This is a genomic window from Kitasatospora sp. NPDC092286, assembly GCF_044755565.1.
Classification (GTDB): domain Bacteria; phylum Actinomycetota; class Actinomycetes; order Streptomycetales; family Streptomycetaceae; genus Kitasatospora.
Map to the genome: position 1 here is coordinate 60,513 of NZ_JBIVRD010000032.1, position 25,230 is coordinate 85,742.

The following is a 25,230-nucleotide window of genomic DNA, read 5'->3' on the forward strand; positions in this document are numbered from 1 at the left end:
CCCGGCGTGTCACCCCCGAGGTCACACTCCGCGTACGCGCCACCCCCTAGCGTGTCCTCCCGCAGGACGCCGAGTTCGGGAGTGAGATGCCGAGGAGCCGCAGAAGCCCGCGCCGGGCCGCCCGGCCGGCCGCGCTCGCACTGGTGCTGGCGCTCGCCGCCTGTGGCGGCGGTGGCGGCGGAACCGGCCCGACCGTCCTGGAGTGGTACAACTTCCCCGACGACTCCGGCGCCCTCCAACAGGCCGCCGACACCTGCGGCCAGGCCTCCGGCGGCCGCTACGAGATCCGCTACAACAAACTGCCGCGCACCGCCGACGGCCAGCGCCAGCAACTGGTCCGCCGGCTCGCGGCGCACGACGCGGGCGTCGACATCATGGGCCTGGACGTCACCTGGGCACCGGAGTTCGCCGAGGCCGGCTGGATCCGCGAGTGGACCGGGGCGCTGAAGGAGCAGGCCCGCGCCGACACCCTGGCGGCCGCGCTCACGACGGCCACCTGGAAGGACCGGCTCTACGCCGTCCCGTACAACTCCAACACCCAACTGCTCTGGTACCGCGACGACCTGGTGGCCGGCCCGCCCCGCACCTGGGGCGAGATGCTCGGCCAGGCCGAGGCCCTGGCCAGGGCCGGCAAACCGCACCATGTCGAGGTGCAGGGCGCCCAGTACGAGGGGCTGACGGTCTGGTTCAACACCCTGGTGACCAGCGCCGGCGGCACCATCCTCACCCCGGACGCCTCCGCCCCCTCGCTCGGGGCGCCCGCCGTCACCGCCGCGGGCATCATCCGGGACCTCGCGCACTCCCCCGCCGCCGACCCCTCGCTCGCCAACCAGATGGAGGACCAGAACCGGCTGGCGATGGAGTCCGGGACGGCCGCCTTCGAGCTCAACTACCCCTTCGTCTACCCGTCGATGAAGGCCAACCGGCCCGCGCTGTTCCCGCACCTGCGCTGGGCGCCCTACCCGGCGGTGACCGCGGACCGCCCGGCGAGCGTCACGATCGGCGGCATCGACCTCGCCGTCGGCGCCTACGGCCGCCACCCCGAACTGGCCCACGAGGCCACCCTCTGCCTGCGCAACCGCGACAACCAGCTGGTCAACGCGCTCAGGGGCGGCCTGCCGCCGTCGCTGCGCAGCCTCTACACCGCCGCCGAGCTGACGGCGAGCTACCCGTTCGCCGCCGAGGTGCTGACGGCCCTGGACTCCGCCTCGGTCCGGCCGCGGACACCCGCCTACCAGAACGTCTCGATCGCCATCTCGCACGCGCTCTCGCCGCCCTCGGCGATCGACCCCGAGAGCACCGTCTCCTCGCTGTCCGGCCAGATCGAGGACGCGCTCGCCTCGAAGGGGCTGATCCCGTGACCAGGCCGCCCACCGCACCCACCACGCCCGAAACACCCAAGGCACCCACCGTGCCCACCACTCCCACCGCGACGGAGCGGCGGCTCTCCGCGGGCTCCCGCCAGGAGCGCCGGCTCGCCTGGCTGCTCTGCGCCCCGGCGGTGGCCGTGATGACCGCGGTGACGGCCTATCCGGTCGGCTACGCCGTCTACCTCTCCCTCCACCGCTACGACCTGCGGTTCCCGCAGCAGGCGGAGTTCATCTGGTTCGACAACTACGCCGCCGTGCTGACCTCCTCCTTCTGGTGGCAGGCGCTCCGGGTGACGGTGCTGATCAGCGCGGTCTCGGTGACGATCGAGCTGGTCCTCGGTCTCGCCCTGGCCCTGGTGATGCACCGGGCGGCGTTCGGCCGGGGCGCCGTACGCACCGCCGTCCTGGTGCCGTACGGCATCGTCACCGTCGTCGCCGCCTACTCCTGGCAGTACGCCTGGACGCCCGGCACCGGCTATCTGGCGGCCCTGCTCCCGGCGGGCAGCGCGCCGCTCACCGACCACTGGCAGGCGATCGGCCTGATCATCCTGGCCGAGATCTGGAAGACCACGCCGTTCATGGCGCTCCTGCTGCTGGCCGGGCTGGCGCTGGTCCCCGGTGAGACGGTCCGGGCCGCGATGGTGGACGGCGCGACCTTCCGGCAACGGCTGCGGCTGGTGATCCTGCCGCTGATGAAGCCGGCCATCCTGGTCGCCCTGCTGTTCCGGACCCTGGACGCGTTCCGGGTCTTCGACAACATCTACATCCTGACCGGGGGCTCCAACGACACCGGCTCGGTGTCGATCCTCGGCTACGACAACCTGTTCACCGCGCTCAACCTCGGCATCGGCTCGGCGATCTCGGTGCTGATCTTCCTCTGCGTGGCCGTGATCGCGCTGGTCTTCATCAAGGTGTTCGGCGCCGCGGCGCCCGGTGGCGGAACGGAGCGCCGATGACATCCCGCCGCACCAGGACGCTCACCGGCTGGGGGGCCGTCAACCTGCTGGTGGTGCTGTACGCGCTGTTCCCGGTCTGGTGGATCGCCGCGCTCTCCTTCAAGGACCCGGGCACGCTCGGCGACGGGGCCTTCGTCCCGCGCCAGTGGACGCTCGCGAACTACCGCGGCATCTTCCGGACCTCGGAGTTCACCCGGGCGCTGGTCAACTCGATCGGCATCGCGGTGATCGCGACCACCATCGCCGTGGTGCTGGGCACCATGGCCGCCTACGCGGTGGCCCGGCTGCGCTTCCCCGGCAAGCGTCTGCTGATCGGGCTGTCGCTGCTGATCGCGATGTTCCCGCCGATCTCGCTGGTCTCGCCGCTGTTCGACATCGAGCGGCTGCTGGGCCTCTTCGACACCTGGCCCGGCCTGATCATCCCGTACACGACCTTCTCGCTGCCGCTGGCGATCTACACCCTGTCGGCGTTCTTCCGGGAGATCCCGTGGGACCTGGAGAAGGCGGCGAAGGTGGACGGTGCGACGCCCGCGCAGGCGTTCCGGCTGGTGATCGCGCCGCTGGCGGCGCCCGGTGTGTTCACCACCGGGATCCTGGTCTTCGTCTTCTGCTGGAACGACTTCCTGTTCGCGATCTCGCTCACCTCCACCACCGCGGCGCGGACCGTCCCGGCGGCGATCGCCTTCTTCACCGGCAGTTCGCAGTTCGAGCAGCCCACCGGTTCGATCGCCGCGGCCGCCGTGGTGATCACGGTGCCGATCGTGGTGTTCGTGCTGCTGTTCCAGCGCCGCATCGTGGCCGGCCTCACCGCCGGCGCAGTCAAGGGATGAGCCCGGTCGGCGGGCGCGTCCAGGGATGGGTCCGCCGGCCGGCGGACCGGGAAGGCAGAGCGTGGCCGAGATCGTCCTCGACGGGATCACCAAACGCTACCCGGACGGCTCCGTCGCCGTCCACGACTTCAACCTGACCGTCGCGGACGGCGAGTTCGTGATCCTGGTCGGCCCCTCGGGCTGCGGGAAGTCCACCACCCTCAACATGATCGCGGGCCTGGAGGACATCACCGCGGGCACCCTGCGGATCGGCGGCCAGGTGGTCAACGACCGCGCGCCCAAGGACCGGGACATCGCCATGGTGTTCCAGAGCTACGCGCTCTACCCGCACATGAGCGTCCGCCAGAACATGGGCTTCGCGCTCCGGCTGGCCAGGACGGACAAGGCCGTCATCGCCCGCAAGGTCGAGGAGGCCGCGCGCATCCTCGACCTCACCGAGCACCTGGACCGCAAGCCCGCCAACCTCTCCGGCGGCCAGCGCCAGCGGGTCGCCATGGGCCGGGCGATCGTCCGCGCCCCCAAGGCCTTCCTGATGGACGAGCCGCTGTCCAACCTGGACGCCAAGCTCCGGGTGCAGATGCGCACCCAGATCTCCCGGCTGCAGCGCCGGCTCGGCACCACCACCGTCTACGTCACCCACGACCAGGTCGAGGCGATGACGCTCGGCGACCGGGTGGTGGTGATGCGCGGTGGCCTGGTCCAACAGATCGGCGCACCACAGGAGTTGTACGACCGTCCGGTCAACCTCTTCGTCGCCGGGTTCATCGGCTCCCCGGGCATGAACCTCCTGAACGCCACCGTGGAGCAGGACACCCTGCGGACGGCGCTGGGCGACCTGGCGATGGCCGACCCGGTCCGGCGCCGGCTCGCCCGGGCCGGCGCGCCGCGCCGGGTGATCGTCGGCATCCGGCCCGAGCACTTCGAGGACGCGGCCCTGCTGGAGCGTCCGCACGGCGGCCGGACGGCGACGGTGGACGTCGAGGTGCTGGAGTCGGTCGGCTCGGACGTCTACGTCCACTTCACGGCGGAGGGCGAGGCCCTCACCCCGGGCGCCCTGGAGGAGTTCGCGGCCGAACGGAAGGACACCGGGGCCGGGGCGCGCGGGCGCGAGGTGGTCGCCCGGATCGGCACCGCGACCCGGGCCGTCGAGGGCGGCCCGCTGGAGCTGTGGATCGACACCGACCGGCTGCACGTCTTCGACCCGGACAGCGGCGCCAACCTGACCCTTCCGGAGGGCTGAGTACGCCGGCGGGCGGAGCCGCCGACATGCCCGAACGGCCGATCCGGGCGATCATGGGGAAACCGCGCGCCCTCGCGCGGTCGGTGCTCCGTCCCGGAAAGCCCGGAAAGGGTGGAATGCGATGTTCCAGCTCCTGTGGATCCTGCTCATCGGTTTCGTGCTCGGTGTGCTCGCCAAACTGATCCTCCGCGGACCGCAGTCGATCCCCTGGTGGCTGACCATGCTGCTCGGCGCCGCCGGGGCCTGGCTCGGCAACGCGGTGTCCGGCTGGATCGGCGTCCGCCACACCTCGGGCATCGACTGGATCCGCCACCTCCTCCAGATCGGTTTCGCCGTCGCCCTGGTGGCATTCGTCGCCCCCGCCTGGAGCAAGTCACACCCCCGCCGGTAGCGCCCCGGCCGCCTCCGCCGGGTTCAGGCGACGTGGACGCGGGGGCGGCGGTCCCGGTCCGGTTCGGCCTCGCGCAGCACCTCGCGGGTGACGGGCGCGACCTCGCCGTGGCCGAACAGGAAGAACCGCAGGAACTGGGCGAGCGGGTTGCCCTCGGTCCATTCGAAGTAGATGTGCGGCCGCTGGCCGGTGAGGTCCCGCACCCGGAGCAGCAGCGCGGCCAGCGCGTTCGGGACGCTGGAGCTCTGCAGCGCGAGCACCCGGTAGCGGTCGTGCAGCACCTCGCCGCGGACCGTCAGCTCGGCCTCGAAGTCGGACGGGTCGAGCACCGTGACCTCGACGAAGACCAGGTCGTCGTCGGCGGGGATGTCGTTGTCGGCGCGGATCTGGCGGCTCTTGTCACGGTACTCGGCGAGGTCCCGGCTGTTGGGCTCGTTGGCGATCAGCCGCAGCGGGCGGTGGGTGTAGTCGCGGACGAAGCGCTCGGCGACCTCGTCCAGCACCACGTCGGTGACGCGCAGCTCGAAGGCCCGCTTGAGCCGGGAGAGCAGCGAGAGCAGCATGATCCCGGCGATGAAGCAGGCTCCGATCTTGACCCCGTCGGGCCGCTCGGCCACGTTCACCGCCGTGGTGTAGACGAAGACCGTGGCGATCACGGCGAACGCCGCGGTCCAGCGGTGCTGCTGGGCCTTGCGGGCGGCGATGGTCACGGCGATGGCGGCCGAGCTGATCAGCACCAGCACGCCGGTGGCGTACGCGCCGCCCTGGGCGTCCACGCTGGCGTCGAAGAGCCAGGTGACCAGGAAGGCGATGGCGGTGAGGACGAGCACGGTCGGGCGCACCGCCCGGGCCCACTGCGGCGCCATGCCGTAGCGCGGCAGGTAGCGGGGCATCAGGTTGAGCAGCCCGGCCATCGCCGAGGCCCCCGCGAACCAGAGGATGGCGATGGTGGAGAGGTCGTAGACGCTGCCGAAGGCGCTGCCGAGGTACTCGTGGGCCAGGTAGGCGAGGGCCCGGCCGTTGGCCGGGCCGCCGGCCTTGAAGGCGTCGGCGGGGATCAGCAAGGTGGTGATGAAGCTGGTGGTGATCAGGAAGACGCTCATGATCAGGGCCGCGGTGGTGAGCAGCTTGCGGGCGCCCCGGATCCGGCCGGTGGGGCGCTCCTCGGTGTCGTCCGGGTCGCCCTCGATGTGCGGCATCACGGCGACCCCGGTCTCGAAGCCGGAGAGGCCGAGTGCCAGTTTGGGGAAGACCACCAGCGCGACGCCGATCATCGCGATCGCGTTGCCGTGCTCGGCGGTGAGCCCGTTCTTCCAGTCGGTGACCACGTGCGGGGCGTGCAGCACCTGCCAGAGACCGGTCACCACCACCACGACGTTCAGCGTCAGGTAGACCGCGACCAGGAACACCGCCAGGCCGATCGCCTCGCTGAAGCCCTTGAGGAAGACCCCGCCGAGCAGCGCGATCAGCACCAGGGTGATGAGCACCTGTCTGCCGCCGAGGACGCCGCTGAGATGGGGGTTCTCCACCAGGTGGGCGGTGGCGTCGGCCGCCGACAGGGTGATGGTGATCATGAAGTCGGTGGCGGCGAACCCGAGCAGCGTCAGGACGAAGAGCTTGCCCTTCCAGAACGACAGCAGCCGTTCCAGCATGGCGATCGAGCCCTGACCGTGCGGGCTCTCCTGGGCCACCCGCCGGTACACCGGCAGCGCTCCCAGCAGGGTGACCGCCACCAGCACGATCGTCGCCACCGGGGAGAGCAGACCGGCCGCGAGGGCGGCGATGCCGGGCTGGTAGCCGAGTGTGGAGAAGTAGTCCAGACCGGTCAGGCACATCACCCGCCACCAGCGCTGGCCCCGGTGCGCGGCGGGGGCCTCGGCGTGCGGGCCCGGGTGCTGCTTGGCCAGGTCGACCAGGCCCTCCAGCAGCCACGCCCGCAGACGCTGCCGTCCCGACGGAGTGCCCCCCGGATCGGCCGAAGCTGACGAGCCCACGTACACCCCTGTCCACGACTCCGGCCGCCCACGGCTCCGGACCACCTGGCCGCCGTACGGACGGCCCGGTCAGGCTATGTGACGGGGCGACCGGTCCGGCGGAGGGCGTCCGCGCGCGTCGCGCCCGCGGTGCCCTGAACGGCCGTCACGGCAGGGCCGGGAACGGTGCGGTGACACGGTGTGCTGAACCTTCGGCGCGCCGGAGCGCGGCGGGCTCCGGCCGGAGCCGCGACCGGCAAGGATGACCGCGCGGGTCGGCGGGGGCGGCCCGGCCGGGTGAGCGCGCACATGAGGGAGACGGTAGTGGCGGAGCGGCGAACGCCCGGGAGCAGGCGGCACTTTCTGGGGCTGGGACTGGCCGCCGCGGCCGGTGTCTGCTCATGCGGCACCCGCCGGCCGGACCCGGACCCGCAGCCCTCGGCCAGCTCACCGAGCAGCGGTCCCGAGCCCGCGCGGACCGGCCTCCCGTCGGAGAACTCGGCTCCAGGCTCGGCCGACTGGGAGGTCACCAACCCGGGCCCGGCCCACGCGATCGAGGGGTTCGCGGACCGGGTGAGCGTGCTGCCGGGCGAGGGTTTCGGGCTGCATGTCTCCACCGCGGCCGCCGCGTTCACGGTGTCGGCGTACCGGATGGGCTGGTACGGCGGTGCGCGGGCCCGGCTGGTCTGGCGCCGTGCACACGTGCCCGGCGCCCGGCAGGCCGCGCCCCGGGTCGACGGCCCGACCAGGACGGTGCTGACCGGCTGGCGGCGCACCCTCGCGGTGGACACCGCCGGCTGGCCCGAGGGCGCCTATCTGCTCCGGCTGGACGCCGAGGACGGATCGGGGCAGCGGTACGTCCCGCTCACCGTCCGCTCGGCGGCCACGGCCGGGCGGACGGTGGTGATGAGCGCGCCCGCCACCTGGCAGGCGTACAACGAGTGGGGCGGCCACAGCCTCTACAACGGGCCGACCGGCGGGCTGGCCACCCGCTCGCTGCGCGTCACCTTCGACCGGCCGTACGACTACGACCACGGGGCCGGGCTCTTCCTGGTCTACGAGGCGCCGCTGATCGCGCTCGCCGAACGGCTCGGGATCCCGCTGGCGTACACCACCGGGATCGACGTCGCCCGGGAGCCCGGGCTGCTGCGCGGCGCCACCGCCGTGCTCTCGCTCGGCCACGACGAGTACTGGTCCCCCGAACAGCGCGCACAGGTGACCGCGGCCCGGGACGCCGGGACCAACCTGGCCGTCCTGGGCGCCAACTGCTGCTACCGCCGGGTCCGTTTCGAGCCGTCGGAGCTGGGCCCGGACCGGGTGGTGGTCTGCTACAAGGACGCCTGGCAGGAGGATCCGGGCTACCGGGCGGGCGCGCCGGCGACCACGGACTTCCGGGCGGGGCCGGGCGCCGACCCGGAGAGCTCGATGCTCGGCGTGATCTACGACGGCTACCCGGTGGACGCCCCGTACGTGGTCGGCTCCCCCGGGCACTGGGTCTTCGAGGGGACGGGCGCCGCCGCCGGGACGTCCTTCCCGCACCTGGTCGGCGTCGAGTACGACCGGGTGAACACGGCCTTCCCGACGCCGCGTCCGATCGAGATCCTCGCGCACTCCCCGGTGGTCTGCGAGGGCAGGCGCTCGTTCGCCGACACCGCCTACTCCACCCTGCCGGGCGGCGCCGGGGTGTTCGCCACCGGGACGATGCGCTGGGTGGAGGCCCTGGACGCCCGGGGGCCGGGCGGCAGCAGCGCCGACCACGGCATCGACGCCCGGGCCGGCGACCTGGTCCGCAAGGTCACCGAGAACGTGCTGCGCGCCTTCGCGGCGGGCCCGGCCGGATCCGCCCGCCCCGCCCGGGACAACGTCCGGGCCGTGTACGGCCGGGAGTGAGACCGGCCGGGGGCAGGGCCGGGACGGGGCACGCGCGGCCGTGGCGCGGACACGCCTTAGACTCGCACGGCCGTAGTGGACAACCGTCCGACGGGGCGAGGGCCCCGGCCGGAGATCGCGCGAGGGACAGAACATGGTCGAGGCCTCCCCCAAGGTCGTTGTGGTCGTACCCACGTACAACGAGCGGGAGAACCTGCCGGTCCTCGCCGGCCTGCTCGCGGAGCTGGAACTGCCCAACCTGCACCTGCTGGTGGTCGACGACAACTCGCCGGACGGCACCGGCGAGGTCGCCGACAAGCTCGCGGCGGACTCCGGCGGCACGATCGCCGTACTGCACCGCACCGGGAAGGACGGCCTCGGGCGGGCGTACCTCGCGGGCATGGGCCGGGCCCTCGCGGAGGGGGCCGACGTGGTGATCCAGATGGACGCCGACCTGTCCCACCCGGCCTCGGTGCTCCCGGTCATGGTGGAGACCCTGCTCGCCGACGACACCGCGGTGGTGCTCGGCTCCCGCTACGTGCCCGGCGGCTCGACCGCCGAGGAGTGGCCGTGGCACCGGAAGGCGCTGTCGGCCTGGGCGAACTTCTACGTCAACGCGATACTCGGCCTGGGCGTCAAGGACGCCACCGCCGGGTTCAAGGCCTGGCGCGCCGACACGCTGCGGGCGATCGACCTGCCGTCCGTGAACAGCAACGGGTACTCGTTCCAGGTCGAGATGAACTACCGCGCCGTCCAGCGGGGGCTGCGGATCCGGGAAGTTCCGATCCGGTTCGAGGAGCGGGTCAAGGGCGCGTCCAAGATGAGCCTCGGGGTGCAGGTCGAGTCGGCGCTCGCGCCCTGGAGGCTGCTGCGCGACGGCCGCCGCTGACCGACGCGGGCCACGGCCGGGGCATTCGGGTACCGGTCGGCCGATCCGCGGTGTAAGGCGCGGTGAGCGGGAAAGAAGGGCGGCATGCCCGTTCTCCCGGAACCCGTCGTCACCGCGGTCCGGCGCCGTGCCAGGGAACCCGCCGTCGTCCTGACGGTCCGGGCCACGGTGGCCGCGACCCTCTCGTACGCGGTCGCGGTGCGGCTGAGCAGCGAACCGGCCCCACTGACCGCGCCGCTCACCGCGCTGCTGGTCGTCCAGGTCACCCTCTACTCCACGCTGACGACCAGCATCCGCCGGGTCAACTCGGTCGTGGTCGGGGTGCTGATCGCGATCGGGTTCAGCACCGTGACGGGGCTCTCCTGGTGGAGCCTGGGGCTGATCGTCCTGGCGTCGCTGACGATCGGCCAGTTCGTCCGGGTGGACGAGTTCGTGAACGAGGTCGCGATCAGCGCGATGCTGGTCCTGGGGGTGACCCGGCTGGCCTCGCAGGCCTGGGACCGGGTGCTGGAGACGGTGATCGGCGCCGCGGTGGGTCTGCTCTTCAACCTGCTGTTCGCCCCGCCGGTCTGGGTGGACACGGCGGGCGAGTCGATCGAGGACCTGGCCCGGCGCGCCCGCCATCTGCTCCTGGGCATCGCCGAGGAGCTCGGCCGGCCCACCCCGGTGGAGCGCGCGGCCGAACGGCTGCACGAGGCCCGCCGGCTCGACCAGGCCATCGCGGACGTGGACGGCGCGCTGCGGCAGGCGGAGGACAGCCTGCGCCTCAACCCCCGGATCAGCGAGGGCCTGCTCTCCCGGCTGGTGCTGCGTACCGGACTGGACACGCTTGAGATCTGCGTGGTCGTGATCCGGGTGCTGGCCCGCTCGCTCACTGATCTGGCCAAGCGGCGCGCTCCGGGCGAACGGCTGTTCCCGCAGGAAGTGGCCGTCGGGCTGGAGGAGTTGCTCGACCACGTCGGCGGCGCGCTGGTCAGCTTCGCGGTGCTGGTCACCACCCAGGTGAGCCGCAACGCCGAGGAGGCCGAGCAGCGGCTCGGCGCCGAGCTGGCCGCCGCCTGGGCCTGCCGGGAGAACGTGGCCCAGATGCTGCTGCGCAAGGTCCAGGACCACCCGGAGGCCTGGCAGCTGCACGGCGCGATACTGGCCGAGGTCGACCGGATCCTGGACGAACTCGACCTCGAACACCGCAGCCGGCGGCTGATGGAGGAACTGGACCGGGCCTCGGTCGCGAGCCGGGAGCGGTTCTCCCGACTCGCCTGGCTGCGCCGGATCGTCCGCGGCGAGCGGCTGCGGCCGGCCCGGGCGAGGCGATGACGGCACCTCGGGTCGGTCCGACCGGGGCATCGGCCACGGCTCCTGCGGGAGGGGCGGCCGGTTTCGAGGCAGGCCCTCAGGTTGGAGAGCACCACCGACCAGCCGGCCTCGGCGTCGGCGAGTCCGGCGGCGGGCAGGGGCTGGTGATCTTCCGCATGGCTTCGACGCCGGCGGCGGGCCACGGCCGGGCGGCCGGGCCACGGCCGGGGGTCACCGCGTTCGGCGCCCCCGGCCGTGGCCGTGCTCAGTGCACCCAGCCCGCGTAGCGCTGGGTGAAGCGCAGGCCGGTGGCGGCCGTCACGACGACGTCGTAGCGGCCCTGCTTGTCCAGCGGCCAGGCCAGGTTGACCTGCTTGCCGGGCTTGACCCAGACGGTCTGCGCGGTGCCCGCGAAGTCGTTGGGCGCGGCGGTGAAGCCGAGGTCGGTGAGGCCGTCGTTGACCAACTGGAGGGTCAGCCGGGAGGAGTTGGCGAGGTCGGCCGTCACGATCGGTACGCCGATGTCGTTCTGGCCGTCCTGGCCGTCGCGGACGACGGTGCCGGCGAAGCGGCGGACGAAGCCGTCCGGGCCGTGGACGGTGAAGTCGTAGCGGCCGTTGGTCCCGGCGGCGTCCCAGACGTGGGTCGCGGTGGCACCGGGCGCCACGGTGTAGGGCGTGCCCGCGAACGGGAGCAGGATGTTGGGGTAGACGGTGTAAGGGAAGGCGACCGTCCCGTCGTTGCTCATGGTGCAGGTGACCCTGCCGGTCCTGCGGTCCACGTCCACGTCGGCCCAGGGCTGGTACGGCAGGTGGCGGTGCGGGCGTTCGCCGCGCTCCTGGACGGGCATGGACTGGGCGCCGGCCGCGGGCAGGGCGACGCCCGGCAGCTTGGTGCCCGCGTCGGCCCTGGCCATCAGCGCGTTGGTGTCGGGGAGCCCGGGTATCGAGAGGTCCGGTGCGGCGAAGTCGAAGCAGCTGGTGAGATCGCCGCAGACGGCCCGGCGCCAGCCCGAGATGTTCGGCTCGGTGACACCGGTGACCAGCTCCATGAAGCGCAGCACCGAGGTGTGGTCGAAGACCTGGGAGTTGACCCAACCGCCGCGCGACCACGGGGAGATGACCCAGAGCGGGACTCTGTTGCCGAGGCCGATCGCCCGGCCCTGGGTGAACTCCTCGGGCGTGCCGGGCTCCGGGGTGGGCGGGACCATGTGGTCGAAGTAGCCGTCGTTCTCGTCGTACATGACCAGGAAGACGGTGTGCTGCCACACCTCCGGGTTGGACATCAGCGACTGGAGCGCCGTGTTGACCCAGTGCGCGCCGTACGCCGGGCCTGCCTCCGGGTGTTCGGAGAACAGGTAGGGCGCGACCAGCCAGGAGATGGTCGGCAGGGTGCCGTCCTTGCAGTGGGCGTCGAAGGCGGCCGGGTCGAACCTGGTCATCGCGTTGATGTACCGCGGGTCCGTGGCGGGGAAGTTGTGGAACTGCTTGAAGTACGACAACGCGTTGTCGTCGTAGTCGCCGGTGCGGTCGTCCTTGCTGGGGTTGTGGTAGACCCGCCAGGAGACGCCCGCCTCCTGGAGCCGCTCGGCGTAGGTCGTCCAGTCTGCGACGGGGTTGTCGGTGACCGGGGTGTTGTCGATCCACGGGCCGGTGGTGCCGTCCCGTCCCGGCCCGGCGGTACCGGTCCACAGATAGAGGCGGTTGGGGTCGGTCGGCCCGGCGAGGGAGGTGAAGTAGGCGTCGCAGAGGGTGAACGCGTCGGCCAGGGCGTACTGGTAGGGGATGTCGTCCCGGGTGAAGTAGCCCATGGTGCGCTCGCCCTTGGCGGCGATCCACTTGTCCATCGCGCCGTTGTTGATCGCCTGGTGGCCGGTGGCCCAGTCGTGCGGCAGGCCGCCGGCGTTCTGCGCGTTGTACTTGGAGGTGTCCATCCGGTACGGCAGCATCACCCCGCCGTCGCTGCGGCGGGCGTCGGGCTGGCGGAACACGTCGCCGCCGTCCGGGAAGCGGAGCGCCTGCTTGTCACCGAAGCCGCGGACGCCGGCCAGTGTGCCGAAGTAGTGGTCGAAGCTGCGGTTCTCCTGCATCAGCACGACGACGTGCCTGACGTCCTTGATGGTGCCGGTGAGCCGGCCCGCGGTGGGTGCGGCGCCGGCGGGTGCGGCCGGGAGGCCGACGACGGCGGCCGCACCCGCGGCCGCGGTGGCGCCGACGAAGGTGCGGCGGGAGAGATCGGACATGACGAACTGGCCTCTCGAAGCTGTGGGAACCGGCTGGGCCGCGTGAACCGGCCGTGCCGGGTGGGCGGTCAGAGCTGCGGAGTACTCAGAGCCGGAAGGTGGCGACGGCGGCGGCCGTGTCGGACGGCCACTGGTTGGCGGCGACGGCGTCCGGGTCGGTGCCGGTGGCGGGCCAGTCGGCGACCAGCGTGTGCGCCTCGACCAGCTTCAGCGGGCCGGTGTACAGGACGTAGTCGATCCGGTCCTGCGGCTCGGGCCGGCCGCCGCGCTGCTTGCGGACCGGCGACCAGGTGAAGCCGGGGGCCTTGACCGGGTTGCGGTTCTCCTCGCGGAAGGTGTCGGTCAGTCCGGCGGCCTGGAGCACGGTGGTGACCGGCCAGGCGAGCGGGCCGACGCCGCCGTGCGCGGTGGCGGTGGCCGCCGTCCAGTCCAGGTGCGAGGGCGAGGAGAGCGCCCCGGCGAGGACGACCGGGGTGCGCCCGGCGGCGTCGGCCCGGACGGCGGCGGCCAGCGCCCTGGCCTGCTGGAGGCGGACGGAGGCGTTCTCGGCGGCCGTCACCTGGGCGGCGCTCTGGCCGTCCTGGACGGCGTAGGGACCGTAGTTCGCCTCGTCCAGGTGCGCGGCCCAGAAGCGGACGGTCCGCCCGCCGGGCAGCTGGAGGGTGACACCGGCGGCGGGCAGCGCGGCGGTGACGGGCGTGACGGCGGTGAGCGGGTAGCGGCTGAGGATGCCCACACTGCCCGGGCTCTGGTAGGCGTACCAGCCGAGCGCGTCGGCGAGCGCCCGGGCCGCGGTGCCACCGGTCTCCTGGAGGGCGAGCACGTCCAGGCCCTGGGCGAGCACCACGCGCAGCTGCTTCTCCAGCGCGTCGGTGGAGTGCGTGCCGGCGTCCCAGAGGTTCCAGCCGGCCGCCTTGAGGAGCAGCGGCCCGGCCGGGTCGGCGACCGGGATCTGCACGGTGACGGTGTCGGTGGCACCCGCGCTGTCCTTGACGCCGACGACCACCACCTCGGGGTTCTTCGATGCCGCGGGGGCGGTGCCGGTCAGGGTGCCGTCGGCGCCGACGGAGGCCCAGGCCGGGCCGCTGACCTTGCGGAACGCGGCGGTGCCGGCCGGGTTGCCGGCCGGGCGGGACCAGAGCCCGCCGAGCTTCACGGTGACGGCGGCGCCGGGGGCCGCGGGGGCGGTGGTGAGCGCGTCGACCGCGCTGTGCGGGCGGACCACGACGGGCTTGGGCCGGAAGCTGAACGGGGCCGTCTGCGCCAGGATGCCGTAGCCGTCCTTGGCCAGCAGGTAGGCCGTGTAGGGGCCGCCGGTCAGCGCGGAGGTGTCGAGCTGGACGTCGCCGGACGCCGCGGCGGTGTACTTCCAGAGCAGCGAGCCGCCGTTGCCGGGCCGGCGGGTGCCGTCGTAGATGCCGACCCAGTTCTTGGCGTCGGGGGCGTCGGTCGTCCAGTGGAAGGTGAGCTTGTCGCCCTCGAAGGGGTTGGCGGAGGAGGTGAGCGCCAGGGCGCTGCCTGTGGCCACGGTTGTCCTGTCCGCCGCTCGGGAGGCCGGTCCGCGGGGGGCGGGGACCGGGGCCCGTCCGCGGCTGGTCACGGAGGCTGGGTAGGGCTGCCCGCAGTTGGCTGTACAACTGGGGGCGGGCCCCATTCATCCGAAGGCCGGCGACCAGGACATGAACGAGGTGTGACGGAACATCGGGCGGTGCGGGAACTCCGGCCCGGCCGGGCCGACGGGACGCGGCCGGGCGGAGTGGACCAAGTGGGTCCGGTGGACCGGGTGGACCGGCACCGGTCGGCGGCCGCCGGTCAGCCGGCCGGGGCCGGACCGCCGTGACCGCGCCCCTCCTCGACGAACCGCTTGAAGTCGTGCAGATCGTCGATGACCTGACGGTCCACGAAGCCCAGTGCCTCGCCGATCCGTTCCAGCAGTCCGTGCGGCTCGACGTCCAGCTGGAGCATGATCTTCGTGGTGCCCTCGCCGATCCGGTGGAAGGTCACCACCCCGGCCTGACGGACCTCGCCGGCCACGGTGGCCCACGCCACCCGCTCGTCCGGCACCACCTCCGTCGTCCGGGCCTCGAACTCCCGCTGTGCCCCGGCCACACCGACCACCCAGCGGGTCAGCCCGGGGCTCCGCCGCTCGATGCTGACCACACCCCGCATGAACCGGGGGAACTCCTCGAACCTGGTCCACTGCTCGTACGCCGCCGAGAGCGGCACGTCGACCTGGACCGACTCCTCGATCTTCGTCATCGTGCGTCCCTTCCTCCCGAGGTACCGGCCACCGTCCGGCGGCCGCTCGCCGAACCGCCTGCCCCGCCCGGGCCGGACCATGCCCGGCTTCGGCGTACCCGGTTTCGGCGTGCCCGGCCGCGGAACGGACCGGCACCGAGGCTGACCGGCTCCGGACGGTCCATCGGACCGGCCCGCCGGACCGGGACTTCCGGCCGGACCGGCGTGAACGACGGCGCAGCGGGCAGGCGGACGCCCGGCCCGGCCGCTCCCCCGCGGCGGCTGCGGAGCGGGCGGGCCACCCGGAGCATCCCGAGCGCGTCCGAAGGAGGGATCCGTGTGGAGGGGTGGAGCCTCGTCCGCCTGCTCGCCGTCGCCTCGGCGGCGGCCATCGCCGCCTACGTCCTGAACCTGGCGTCCGAGGCGGTCGCCCGCCTGCTGGCCGCGCGGGGACACACCGGCCGGGTGCCGGCCCTCCTGCGCGGCTGCCGTCCGCCGCTGCTCGCGGCCACCGCCTGCGGGCTGATCCTCGCCGGAGAGCCGTGGGTGCGCGCGGCCCCGGCGGTCCACGGGGCCGTCCGGCATCTGCTGGTGCTCGCCGCCATCGCCTCCTGCGCGTGGCTCACCGCGCGCCTGGTGCGGCTGCTGGTGGACGGCGCGCTGCACCTCGCCGTCCGCCGGCGCGACCCCGCGTGGGCGGGCCGGGCCCGGACCCAGGCCGGACTGCTCGGGCGGATCTGCCAGGCGGCCGTCGCGGTGGTCGCCCTGGGGGCGATGCTGATGACGTTCCCGGCCGTCCGCGGCCTCGGGACCAGCCTGCTCGCCTCCGCCGGACTGGTCGGTGTGGTCGCCGGGATCGCGGCGCAGAGCACCCTCGCCAACCTCTTCGCGGGCGTCCAGATGGCCTTCGGCGATCTGGTCCGGATCGGTGACGTCGTGGTGGTGGCCGGGGAGTGGGGCACGGTGGAGGAGATCACCCTCACCTCGGTGGTGGTCGCCACCTGGGACCAGCGACGGCTGGTCATGCCGATGTCCTACTTCGCGGGCCGGCCGTTCGAGAACTGGTCCCGCCGGACCAGCCGGATCACCGGGACGGCACTGATCCACCTGGACCACAGCGCTCCGGTGGCCGCACTGCGCATGGTGTTCGACGACTTCCTGGCCAAGAACGCGCTCTGGGACGGTGAGGGCAGGGCCCTCCAGGTGGTCGACACCACACCGACCACCATCGTGGTGCGCGCCCTGATGACCGCCGCCAACGCCGACGACGCCTTCGAGCTGCGCTGCCAGGTCCGCGAGCACCTGGTCGCGCACGTCCACGAACACCATCCGCACGCGCTCCCGCGGGTGCCGGTGGCGCCCGCCGCCGGGCGGCCCGGGGAGCCGTGCCCGACGGCGGCCGACCAGTGTGAGGGCCCGCGCCCCGGAATGTGACAAATCTCCTTCACGACTTCGTCACACCGCCGGGAGGAATCACCTCGGACATCGCGGGTACAGGGGCACGGACCGTCGCGGAACCGATGAAAGGACCGACATGGCTGCGCCCAGTGATGCCCTCCTCGCCCCCGCGCACTCGTTCGCCGAAAGCCAGGCCCGGACGAGGGACGCGGGTCCGGGCGGTGGAGTGCCCGGACCGAGGCCCGAGAGCCCCGGGACGCCCAGGACGCCCGGAACAGCGGAGATTCCGGAGATCGCGGAGATCACGGCGCCGCGCGAGGTCGCGCCGGCCGACGCACGCGCGCTGACCCGCACACTGATGCGGCGGCTCGGCGGGCTGGAGGAGGGCACCCGGGAGTACTCCTACGTCCGGGCCACCCTGATCGAGCTCAACCTCTCCCTGGTCCGCTTCGCCGTCCGGCGGTTCAGCTCCAGCCGCGAACCGCAGGAGGACCTCGTCCAGGTCGGCACCATCGGCCTCATCAAGGCGATCGACCGGTTCGACCCGGAGCACGGGGTGGAGTTCACCACCTTCGCCCTGCCCACCATCCTCGGCGAGATCCGGCGGCACTTCCGCGACACCACCTGGGCCGTGCACGTCCCGCGCCGGCTGCAGGAGCTGCGGCTCACCCTGGCGAAGGCCCAGGAGCTGCTGTCGCAGCGACTCGACCGCGCGCCGACCGTCGCGGAGCTGGCCGGGCACCTCTCGCTCTCCCAGGAGGAGGTGATCGAGGGACTCACCGCCGCCAACGGGCACACCGTCGGCTCGCTGGACATGAGCACGGACCCGTCCGAGGACTCCAAGGGCTCCCTGCTGCACCGGCTCGGTGACGACGACAGCAGGCTGGAGAAGGTCGAAGACCTGGTCTCGCTCAAGCCGCTGGTCGCCGCGCTGCCGGATCGCGACCGGCTGATCCTCTCGATGCGGTTCGTCGAGGAACTCACCCAGTCCGAGATCGGTGCCCGGCTCGGGGTCTCCCAGATGCATGTCTCCCGGTTGCTGAGCCGGACGCTGAAGCGGCTCCGCGACGGTCTGGACGAGGACTGAACGAACGTGTCCCGGCCGCCTCGCGGCCGGGACGCCCGTCCGGCGGCCCCCGCGCCTTGGCCGCCGGCTTTCCCCCGCGTAAGGTCGGAGGGCACTCTCTGGAGGGGAAAGACGACAACCATGCCAGTCGATCACGAGCAGTACCCGACGGCGACGGCCGCGCCCGTCGTACCGGCCGCGCTGACCGTCGAGGTCCGGCACACCGGGGCCGAGGCGGCGGTCTGCGCGGTGGCGGGCGACCTCGACATCGACAGCCTGTCCCCCGCCGAGGAGGCGCTGGCCTCGCTGGTGAAGCAGCGCCCGGCGCTGGTGGTGGTCGATCTGGAGGCCGTGGGCTTCTGTGATTCCTCGGGCCTCAATCTGCTGCTGAAGACCCGTCTGGCCGCCGACGCGGCCGGGGTCGGGTTCCGGCTCGCGGCGATCGCCCCGCCGGTCGCCCGGGTCCTGGAACTGACCGGTGCCGGCGCCGTGTTCTCGATCCACGAGTCGGTCGGCGCGGCGCTCGCCGCGTGAACGGCGGGACGCTGCCCGGTCGCGTCGCGCCCGGGCCCTTCGGCAGGTGCCACCGCGCCGCTCCGGTTCGCCGCCGGGCGGGCGGCGATCGAATCAGCCGCTCCAGGAATAACTCCGGGCCACCCGGGAATCCGACCAGACGACCTGCGACCGCGAAGAGCATGCACGGCGGAGAGCACCCAGTGCGGAGGACACCCGTCGCGAGGCACGCTCACCGCGAAGAGCACGAAGGGGTGAACCGCATATGACGAGGGGCCGGGGCACCCTGGACGACAGCCGGTCCGGCGTCGGCCCGCCGGCGGCCGGCCAGCGACGGCGGCTGCTGCTGGCCGGGCTCCCCAAACCGGTGGCCCGTGCCCGGGCGTTCACCCGGCAGGCGCTCGCCGACTGGTCGTGGCTGACTCCGGAGGACGGCGCCGACCCCGACGTGGTCGACGACGTCATGCTGCTCGTGGCCGAACTGGTGGCCAACGCCATGATGCACGGCGGCGGCCCGTTGGAGCTCCTGCTGGACGCCACCGGCGAACGCCTGCGGATCGAGGTGAGCGACGGCGAGGCCGCGCTGCCGGAGCCGCAGCTGCCGCACCGGCCCGGCCTGCCGGGCGGCCACGGGCTCCTGATCGTGCAGCGGACCGCAGACCGCTGGGGCGCCGATCGGCACGCCCGGGGCAAGGCGGTCTGGGCGGAGGTCGAGGCCCGGCGGCTGGCCCCGGGCCTGGCGGTCGGCCGCTGAACGAACGGTCAGGACACCCGGGGCGGGTGTTCCGACCGGATACTCGGGGCGCGCTCGGGCTGGGCGGCTCGGGCTCGTACGGAGCGCACGCCGAGGCGGCCCGGGGCGGTCACCGGCCCCGGGCCGCACGGCCGTCCTCCGGGGCCGCTCAGCCGGACTCCCCCACCAGCTCGGCCACCGTGTCGGGCCACCGGACGAGCCGGTGCTCGGCGCCCGGCGCGACCTCGTCGTACGTCCGCGCGAGGAAATCGGCGAGGTCCCGGGCCGGCAGCACCACCACGGCGCAGCCCTCGTCCCCGTGGAACTCGACGCCGACCAGGTCGGGCGACCACGGCCCGACCCGGAGGTCGCCCAGACCGGCGGGCGCGCGCAGCCCCGTACCGAACAGCTCTCGGGCGGCCGTCCAGGACAGTGAACCCTCCGGCTCGGCCGAGGCGTTGGCCCCGAAGCCGAGCGAGAGCGCGAAAGGGTCGCCGGGGTCGTACCGCACGGCCATCAGCACCGGCCGGGGTCGCGGCCCGACGATGCACGCCTCGATGAAGTCCTCGATGATCTGGGCCACGGTGCGCCCGCCCTCCCTGGTCGTGAATCCGCTGCCCGCCCGGCTACCCCCGGGGCCGCGGAGCATGCGTGCGGCCACCCCTCCCGTCCGGCGGCGCCTCGGCGGAGCGTCAGGTGAACCGGGCGGGCGGGTCCGCCGCCGGCGGCGGACCCGCCCGCCCGGTGTCGGGCGCGATCTGTCGGACTTGCGTTGATACCGCCGCTGAGCTGGGAATTCTCGATGGCACCGAAGTGCAGCAACCCCATAGAGTCGGCGGGCCCGCCCCGGTCGGGGCGATGGTCTCACCGGTTCGCGCGTCGAGAGCGCGCGACGGTCCAGGAGTTGACGGTCTGATGATGTGTGTGGCTTGCGGGGTGCGCCCCGTGGCGAGTGGGAACTGGCGCTGCTTCGGCTGCGCGGAGGCGGCGCCGGAGTGGCCCGCGGCGTACCGTTCGCCGCACGGCCTGGCGGTGGCGCTCTTCGTTCTGCTGGGCCTCGACGGGTTGATCTCCCTGGGGCTGGTCGCGACCGATCTCTGGGCCCACACGTTCTACGGCCGTCTGATCGACGGGACGGACGACGTCGACAGCGGCCTGCTCGACACCCTGAGCACCCTGTCCGACGGGCTGAGCGGGCTCGCCGCCCTGGCGATGGTGGCCACCGCCGTGGTGTTCGTCATCTGGTTCTACCGGGTGCGGCAGAACGCCGACCTGCTGACTCCGAACGGGCACCGCCTCGGCAAGGGCTGGACCATCGGCGCCTGGATCACCCCGCTGGTCCACCTGTGGTTCCCCTGGCGGCTGATGGTGGACTGCTGGCAGGCGAGCGCCCCGCCGGCGGCGGACGGCCGGCGGCGCACGATGCCGCAGACCGTCCTGACCCTGTGGTGGTCGGCCTGGGTCGGTTCCCTGGTGATCGGGCGGATCTCGAACACCCTCGCGGACTCGTCCGATCTGGACATCGTGCGCGGTGCGGTCCTCCTGGAGGCCGTCGGGGAGACGATCAGCCTGGTGGCAGCCGTGCTGGCGATCGTCGTCGTCCACCGGCTGACCTCGATGCAGCAGGCCCGCCGGACGATGATCGATCCGTTCGCCGCCGCCCTGGCGGCCAGGGCGGTCGCGGGGCACGGAGTGGCGGCGGCGACCGGCCCCACGGCGGCCGATACCTCAGGGGTCGGTACGGCAGGGGTCGGTACGGCAGGGGCGGCCGCCGCCGGCCCCACAGCCGCCGAGCCGCCGCGCTGAGCCGGGACCGCGGCTCCGCCGCAAACGCCCCGGGGTGTCCGACGGCCGGCGCGGCGGGCCGGCGGCACGGGCGGGCTCAGCCGAGTCCGCGGGCGTGTCGCAGACGGGCGGAGACGGCGTCCGGGTCGACGATCGGGGCGGGGTAGCCGGCGGGCGGCGGGTCGAGGCGCCACGGCCGGTGGGCGGCTCGGCCCGCGAGCCCGGCCAGCTCGGGCACCCAGCGGCGGACGTAGGCGCCGTCCGGGTCCAGCCGGTCGGCCTGGGCGAGGGGGCTGAGCACCCGGTTGGGCCGGGTGTCCGTGCCGGTACCGGCCACCCACTGCCAGTTGAGCTGGTTGTTCGCCAGGTCTCCGTCGACCAGGAGGTCCAGGAAGTGGCGGGCCCCGATCCGCCAGTCCTTGTAGAGGGTCTTGGCCAGGAAGGACGCCGTGACCAGCCGGGCGCGGTTGTGCATCCAGCCCTCCTCGGCGAGCTGGCGCATCCCGGCGTCCACCAGCGGGAAGCCGGTCCGGCCCTGGCGCCAGGCCTCGCACTCCTCGTCGTCGGGCAGCCAGCGGTCGCCCCGGGGCCGGTAGTCGCGGTGCGCGGCCTCCGGGCGGGCGGCGAGCACCTGGTGGTGGAAGTCCCGCCAGACCAGCTGCCGTACGAACGCCTCGGCGCCGCTGCCGCCCCGGCGTTCGGCGGCCGCGACCAGTTCGGCGGCCGAGAGACAGCCGAAGTGCAGGTAGGGCGAGAGACGTGACGTGCCGTCGGCGGCGAGGTCGTCGTGGAGGTCCCCGTACTGTTCGAGCGGGTAGGCCTGCCACCGCCGCCGCCCGGCGCTCTCGCCGCCGGGCGGCAGGCCCGGCGAGTCGGGGGTGGCGACCGGGACGGGCTCGCTCGCGATCCCGTCGGGCGTGCGCAGCACCCTCGGCACCCGGTGCAGGGTGCGGCGCGGGGTCTGCTGCCAGGCCCGGAAGTACGGGGTGAAGACGGCGTAGTGGTCCTTGCCCTCGGGGGTCACCGCGCCCGGCACGGCCACGGTCAGGGAACCGTCGTGGACACGCAGCCGCTCGCCGAGCCGCTCGCGCAGGGCCTGCTCGCGACGGTGCGCGAAGCCGCTCACACCGGCGGCGACATGGACCGAGACGGCGTCCACCTCGGCGGCGAGGCGGGCGGTCTCGGCGGCGACGGGGCCGCCGCGCAGCACCAGCCGGCCGCCGAGCGGGCGCAGCGAGGCGTCCAGGTCGGTGAGGCAGTCGGCGAGGAAGGCGGACCGGTTGGGCGGGGCGAAGCCCACGGCGGCGACGGCCGGGTCGAGGACGAACAGCGGCACGACCTCGTCGGCGGCGTCGGCGGCGGCCCGGAGCACGGGGTTGTCGTGCAGGCGCAGGTCCTGGGTGAACAGGGCGATGGAGACGGTCATCAGTGGCGGCCCGGTGGTTGTGGTGACGGTTCCGGAACAGGGTCGGGGTCGGGGGTCGGCGGGGACGGCGCCCTGGGTGGGCGCCACGGCGAGGCATGTGAGCCTGTCACCCGGCCGGGCACACGGCAGGGCGGCGCGCCGGACGACGGGCCGGTACCGGGCCGTCGTCCGGCGGTTGTTCGGAGCCGGCGACGGTGCGGACGGGTCTGCCGGAACGGCGGCGGTCGTCTCGTCGTCGCGGGCCCCTGCGGGGGCGGGCGCAGCTCGGCCGGGCGGCGTCCGGCCATGACCTCCCCGGGCCGCACCGGCACCGGGGGCCGCCGCCCCCTGTACCGAGCCCGTCGCACGGTGGTCACCGCAGACGGACCGGCCGGGTGTGTACCGGCCGGTCCGGATCGGCGGATGCGGGGCCGGCGCCCGGGGCGGGCCGGGTCAGGCCAGGGTGAGGAAGAGCTTCTCCAGCTCGGCCTCGCTCATCGGCGGGGCGTCGGTGTCCGCGGCCGCCATGCACTGACGCATGCCGCTGGCCACGATCTTGAACCCGGCCCGGTCCAGGGCCCGTGAGACCGCCGCCAACTGGGTGACGACGTCCTTGCAGTCCCGACCGGCCTCGATCATCGCGATCACTCCGGCCAGCTGGCCCTGCGCCCGGCGGAGGCGGTTCAGGACCGCTCCGACCGCTTCCTCGTCCACCTGCATGTCCGGGCCGCCTTTCATGGTGATGACCAGTCCCCCAGTGTACCCCGCGGGGTATCGCGGCCCTTGCGGCAAAGGACCGGCTCCGGGCAGGGCCCGGCTCGCCCGACGAGCACGGGCTCACCCGATCAGGTGAAAGCGGAAAAATCGCGTGCGCGGAGAGCGACAGTCGATCTACCTTGAGTCACCCGAACGCACATCCGGGCCGCCCGGCGTCCGGATCGACAGGGAGGACCACTCATGACATCCACGATCCATGGCGCACGTCCCGCCCACCCCGAGAACGCGGACGAGCCGCCGCGCCCGCGCGTGACCGTCCCCGACGGTGGGCCGATCACCGACGCCCGGCGCCCGGTGGCCGCTGAAGGGGCGTCACATATGAGGCAAGTGAGCCATTTCCGCACAACAGCGGGTGAAGTGACCATCCGTGCACGGGGATCCACCTGAACACCTAGGCTGTCCGCCAATAGATCATCAGATCATAGGTGCGGGGAGGCAACGGTGGAGTACGAGACGATGCGGGAGCACGGTGAGCCCTCCGTCCCCGCCGATCTGCACCCCGAGATCCCGCATCCGGCCCGGATGTACGACTACTACCTGGGAGGGAAGGACAACTTCCCCGCCGACCGCGCCGCCGCCGAACGGGCGCTGGCGGCGAACCCCGAGTTCCGGTCCACCGCACGGGCCAACCGGGCCTTTCTGCACCGGGCGGTGCGGACGGCGGCGGCCCTCGGCCTCGACCAGTTCCTTGACATCGGCACCGGCATCCCCACGGCCGGCCATACCCATGAGATCGCGCAGACCGTCAATCCGCGATCGCGGGTCGTCTATGTGGACAACGACCCGATCGTGCTGACTCATGCGCGCGCCCTGATGGCCGGGACGCCCCTCGGCCGGACCGCCGTGCTCCAGGCCGATCTGCGCGACCCGGCCGACGTCCTCTCCGCCACCAAGGCCGAGCACCTGCTCGACTTCGGACGCCCGGTGGCACTGGTCCTCGCCGCCGTACTGCACTTCCTGCCGGACGAGGACCGGCCGTACGAGGTGGTGCACACGCTGCTCGACGCACTGGCGCCCGGCAGTTGTCTGATCCTGTCGCACGGCACGGCCGACTTCATCCCCGCCGAGGTCCGCGACCGGGTCACCGGGGTCTACGACAGGGCCACCGCCCCACTGGTCGGCCGCAGCCGGGAGCAGGTCCAGGCGTTCCTGGACGGGCTCGAGGTGCTGGACCCCGGAGTCGTCACCGTCCCGCTCTGGCGGCCGGACGGCGCTCCCGGCGAGGGCGCGGAGCGGGTCAGCATGTACGGCGCGCTGGCGCGCAAGGCGTAGGCGGCACGGGCCCCGAGCGGTAGGGGCCTGAGCGGTAGGGGCCCCGAGCGGCGCGCGGCGAGGCCCCGCCGAAGCCGTCGGACAGGCCGTCCAGCCGGTGCACTCCGCACCACCCCAACGCGCCAGTAATCCCCAGCGGGGATCGGGGGGTTAGCCCCATGCCCCGGACCGTCAGCACCGGGATACCGTACTCGAACCGGCTCCACAGGGGGGGCCTTCACCAGCGACTTTCTCAGATGTGGGGTAGAGGAATGCGCCAGCAGCGCCGCTACGTCGGAGCCGTCGTGCTCGCCGGGATCACCGTGGGCGGACTCAGCGCCTGTTCACCCGACAAGAACTTCAAGGACGACTCCGCGATCCCGGAGAAGATCACCTCCGTCCGGCTGGACAGCACCACCGGAAGCGTCACCCTGCACGGCCGGGCCGGAGCCGACACGGTCTCCGTCCACCGCTCGGTCGACTACTCCGGCGACAAGCCCGGCACCACCGTCACGGTGGAGAACGGCGCGCTGGTCCTGCACGGCTGCGGACGCCACTGCTCGGTCGGCTACACCGTGGAGCTCCCGGCCGGGCTGCCGATCAGCGGGCAGACCTCGAACGGGGCGATCAGCCTCTCCCAGGTCGGCCAGGTGAACGTGTCCACCACCAATGGCGGCATCACCCTGGACGGCGTGGCCGGCCCGGCCGAGGTGAGGACCACCAACGGCGCGATCAAGGGCACCGGGCTGAACGGCGACCACGTCCAGGCGGAGACCAGCAACGGCCGGATCGACCTCACCCCGGTCAGGGCCCAGGACGTGAAGGCGAAGACCTCCAACGGCGGCATCGCCCTCACCGTCCCGGCCGACGCCTACAAGGTCTCGGCCGACACCGACAACGGCAGCAAGAACATCGGTGTCGGCAACGACCCGAACGGCCGGTACCGGCTCGACCTCCGCACCTCCAACGGGGGCATCACCGTCCGGACCTCCTGACGGCCGGGCCGGG

Annotated in this window: 22 protein-coding genes; 15 read left to right on the forward strand and 7 right to left on the reverse strand. The window is 73.2% G+C overall.

Annotated elements, in window-relative coordinates:
* Positions 1-86: 86 nt before the first annotated feature.
* The 5 genes from ACIQIB_RS28080 to ACIQIB_RS28100 all read left to right on the forward strand — a co-directional run bounded on the left by ACIQIB_RS28080 (position 87) and on the right by ACIQIB_RS28100 (position 4,787).
* Entirely contained in the window at positions 87-1,361 is a 1,275-nt protein-coding gene (locus ACIQIB_RS28080) for an ABC transporter substrate-binding protein (protein ID WP_400761415.1), read from the forward strand.
* Positions 1,362-1,411: 50 nt separating this feature from the next.
* The gene (locus tag ACIQIB_RS28085) at positions 1,412-2,326 is read left to right on the forward strand and encodes a sugar ABC transporter permease (protein WP_363610386.1); all 915 of its coding nucleotides are present in this window, start codon (positions 1,412-1,414) and stop codon (positions 2,324-2,326) included.
* Complete coding sequence (locus tag ACIQIB_RS28090; protein WP_400761418.1) at positions 2,323-3,156, forward strand: carbohydrate ABC transporter permease; 834 nt, start codon at positions 2,323-2,325, stop codon at positions 3,154-3,156. The genes ACIQIB_RS28085 and ACIQIB_RS28090 overlap by 4 nt, the downstream gene beginning before the upstream one ends.
* A gap of 61 nt (positions 3,157-3,217) precedes the next feature.
* On the forward strand, positions 3,218-4,396 hold the full coding sequence (locus ACIQIB_RS28095) for a sn-glycerol-3-phosphate ABC transporter ATP-binding protein UgpC (RefSeq protein ID WP_363610345.1): 1,179 nt from the start codon (positions 3,218-3,220) through the stop codon (positions 4,394-4,396).
* A gap of 121 nt (positions 4,397-4,517) precedes the next feature.
* Positions 4,518-4,787: a GlsB/YeaQ/YmgE family stress response membrane protein gene (locus ACIQIB_RS28100; protein ID WP_363610347.1), complete on the forward strand. Its 270-nt coding sequence runs from the start codon at positions 4,518-4,520 to the stop codon at positions 4,785-4,787.
* Positions 4,788-4,810: 23 nt separating this feature from the next.
* On the opposite strand, the gene ACIQIB_RS28105 is transcribed toward ACIQIB_RS28100, so the two are convergent.
* Positions 4,811-6,781: an amino acid transporter gene (locus tag ACIQIB_RS28105; protein WP_363610349.1), complete on the reverse strand. Its 1,971-nt coding sequence runs from the start codon at positions 6,779-6,781 to the stop codon at positions 4,811-4,813.
* A gap of 288 nt (positions 6,782-7,069) precedes the next feature.
* Here ACIQIB_RS28105 and ACIQIB_RS28110 point away from each other — a divergent pair, with 288 nt between their 5' ends.
* The 3 genes from ACIQIB_RS28110 (at position 7,070) to ACIQIB_RS28120 (ending at position 10,835) form a co-directional block, all read left to right on the forward strand.
* Entirely contained in the window at positions 7,070-8,650 is a 1,581-nt protein-coding gene (locus tag ACIQIB_RS28110) for a N,N-dimethylformamidase beta subunit family domain-containing protein (RefSeq protein ID WP_400761421.1), read from the forward strand.
* A gap of 133 nt (positions 8,651-8,783) precedes the next feature.
* Positions 8,784-9,518: a polyprenol monophosphomannose synthase gene (locus ACIQIB_RS28115; RefSeq protein WP_363610353.1), complete on the forward strand. Its 735-nt coding sequence runs from the start codon at positions 8,784-8,786 to the stop codon at positions 9,516-9,518.
* 84 nt (positions 9,519-9,602) lie between these two features.
* Positions 9,603-10,835: an aromatic acid exporter family protein gene (locus tag ACIQIB_RS28120; protein WP_400761424.1), complete on the forward strand. Its 1,233-nt coding sequence runs from the start codon at positions 9,603-9,605 to the stop codon at positions 10,833-10,835.
* Positions 10,836-11,079: 244 nt separating this feature from the next.
* On the opposite strand, the gene ACIQIB_RS28125 is transcribed toward ACIQIB_RS28120, so the two are convergent.
* The 3 genes from ACIQIB_RS28125 to ACIQIB_RS28135 form a co-directional block, all read right to left on the reverse strand.
* Positions 11,080-13,056 carry a phosphocholine-specific phospholipase C gene (locus tag ACIQIB_RS28125; protein WP_400761427.1) on the reverse strand — a complete coding sequence of 659 codons (1,977 nt, stop codon included), beginning with the start codon at positions 13,054-13,056 and terminating at the stop codon, positions 11,080-11,082.
* 85 nt (positions 13,057-13,141) lie between these two features.
* Positions 13,142-14,584, reverse strand: coding sequence for an endonuclease/exonuclease/phosphatase family protein (locus ACIQIB_RS28130; protein ID WP_363610359.1), 1,443 nt, complete (start codon positions 14,582-14,584; stop codon positions 13,142-13,144).
* A gap of 284 nt (positions 14,585-14,868) precedes the next feature.
* Complete coding sequence (locus ACIQIB_RS28135) at positions 14,869-15,315, reverse strand: SRPBCC family protein (RefSeq protein ID WP_363610361.1); 447 nt, start codon at positions 15,313-15,315, stop codon at positions 14,869-14,871.
* 318 nt (positions 15,316-15,633) lie between these two features.
* Between ACIQIB_RS28135 and ACIQIB_RS28140 the strand changes: the two genes are divergently transcribed.
* The 4 genes from ACIQIB_RS28140 (at position 15,634) to ACIQIB_RS28155 (ending at position 19,025) form a co-directional block, all read left to right on the forward strand.
* Positions 15,634-16,728, forward strand: a complete 1,095-nt coding sequence (locus tag ACIQIB_RS28140) for a mechanosensitive ion channel domain-containing protein (protein ID WP_363610363.1) — start codon at positions 15,634-15,636, stop codon at positions 16,726-16,728.
* 100 nt (positions 16,729-16,828) lie between these two features.
* Positions 16,829-17,779, forward strand: coding sequence for an RNA polymerase sigma factor SigF (locus ACIQIB_RS28145; RefSeq protein ID WP_363610365.1), 951 nt, complete (start codon positions 16,829-16,831; stop codon positions 17,777-17,779).
* 120 nt (positions 17,780-17,899) lie between these two features.
* Positions 17,900-18,292: an STAS domain-containing protein gene (locus ACIQIB_RS28150; RefSeq protein WP_363610367.1), complete on the forward strand. Its 393-nt coding sequence runs from the start codon at positions 17,900-17,902 to the stop codon at positions 18,290-18,292.
* Positions 18,293-18,536: 244 nt separating this feature from the next.
* Positions 18,537-19,025: an ATP-binding protein gene (locus ACIQIB_RS28155; RefSeq protein ID WP_400761431.1), complete on the forward strand. Its 489-nt coding sequence runs from the start codon at positions 18,537-18,539 to the stop codon at positions 19,023-19,025.
* A gap of 148 nt (positions 19,026-19,173) precedes the next feature.
* On the opposite strand, the gene ACIQIB_RS28160 is transcribed toward ACIQIB_RS28155, so the two are convergent.
* Complete coding sequence (locus ACIQIB_RS28160) at positions 19,174-19,587, reverse strand: SsgA family sporulation/cell division regulator (RefSeq protein WP_363610371.1); 414 nt, start codon at positions 19,585-19,587, stop codon at positions 19,174-19,176.
* Positions 19,588-19,949: 362 nt separating this feature from the next.
* Here ACIQIB_RS28160 and ACIQIB_RS28165 point away from each other — a divergent pair, with 362 nt between their 5' ends.
* Positions 19,950-20,810 (forward strand): DUF4328 domain-containing protein, encoded by an 861-nt coding sequence (locus tag ACIQIB_RS28165; RefSeq protein WP_400761433.1) that lies wholly within the window; start codon positions 19,950-19,952, stop codon positions 20,808-20,810.
* Positions 20,811-20,886: 76 nt separating this feature from the next.
* Here the strand turns inward: ACIQIB_RS28165 and ACIQIB_RS28170 are convergent, their stop codons facing one another.
* The gene (locus ACIQIB_RS28170; RefSeq protein WP_400761436.1) at positions 20,887-22,215 is read right to left on the reverse strand and encodes a cryptochrome/photolyase family protein; all 1,329 of its coding nucleotides are present in this window, start codon (positions 22,213-22,215) and stop codon (positions 20,887-20,889) included.
* 432 nt (positions 22,216-22,647) lie between these two features.
* The gene (locus tag ACIQIB_RS28175; protein ID WP_363610377.1) at positions 22,648-22,914 is read right to left on the reverse strand and encodes a metal-sensitive transcriptional regulator; all 267 of its coding nucleotides are present in this window, start codon (positions 22,912-22,914) and stop codon (positions 22,648-22,650) included.
* Positions 22,915-23,412: 498 nt separating this feature from the next.
* Here ACIQIB_RS28175 and ACIQIB_RS28180 point away from each other — a divergent pair, with 498 nt between their 5' ends.
* Both ACIQIB_RS28180 and ACIQIB_RS28185 read left to right on the forward strand, forming a co-directional pair.
* Positions 23,413-24,243: an SAM-dependent methyltransferase gene (locus tag ACIQIB_RS28180; protein WP_400761438.1), complete on the forward strand. Its 831-nt coding sequence runs from the start codon at positions 23,413-23,415 to the stop codon at positions 24,241-24,243.
* Between the two features lie 251 nt (positions 24,244-24,494).
* Complete coding sequence (locus ACIQIB_RS28185) at positions 24,495-25,217, forward strand: DUF4097 family beta strand repeat-containing protein (protein ID WP_400761440.1); 723 nt, start codon at positions 24,495-24,497, stop codon at positions 25,215-25,217.
* Positions 25,218-25,230 lie beyond the last annotated feature (13 nt).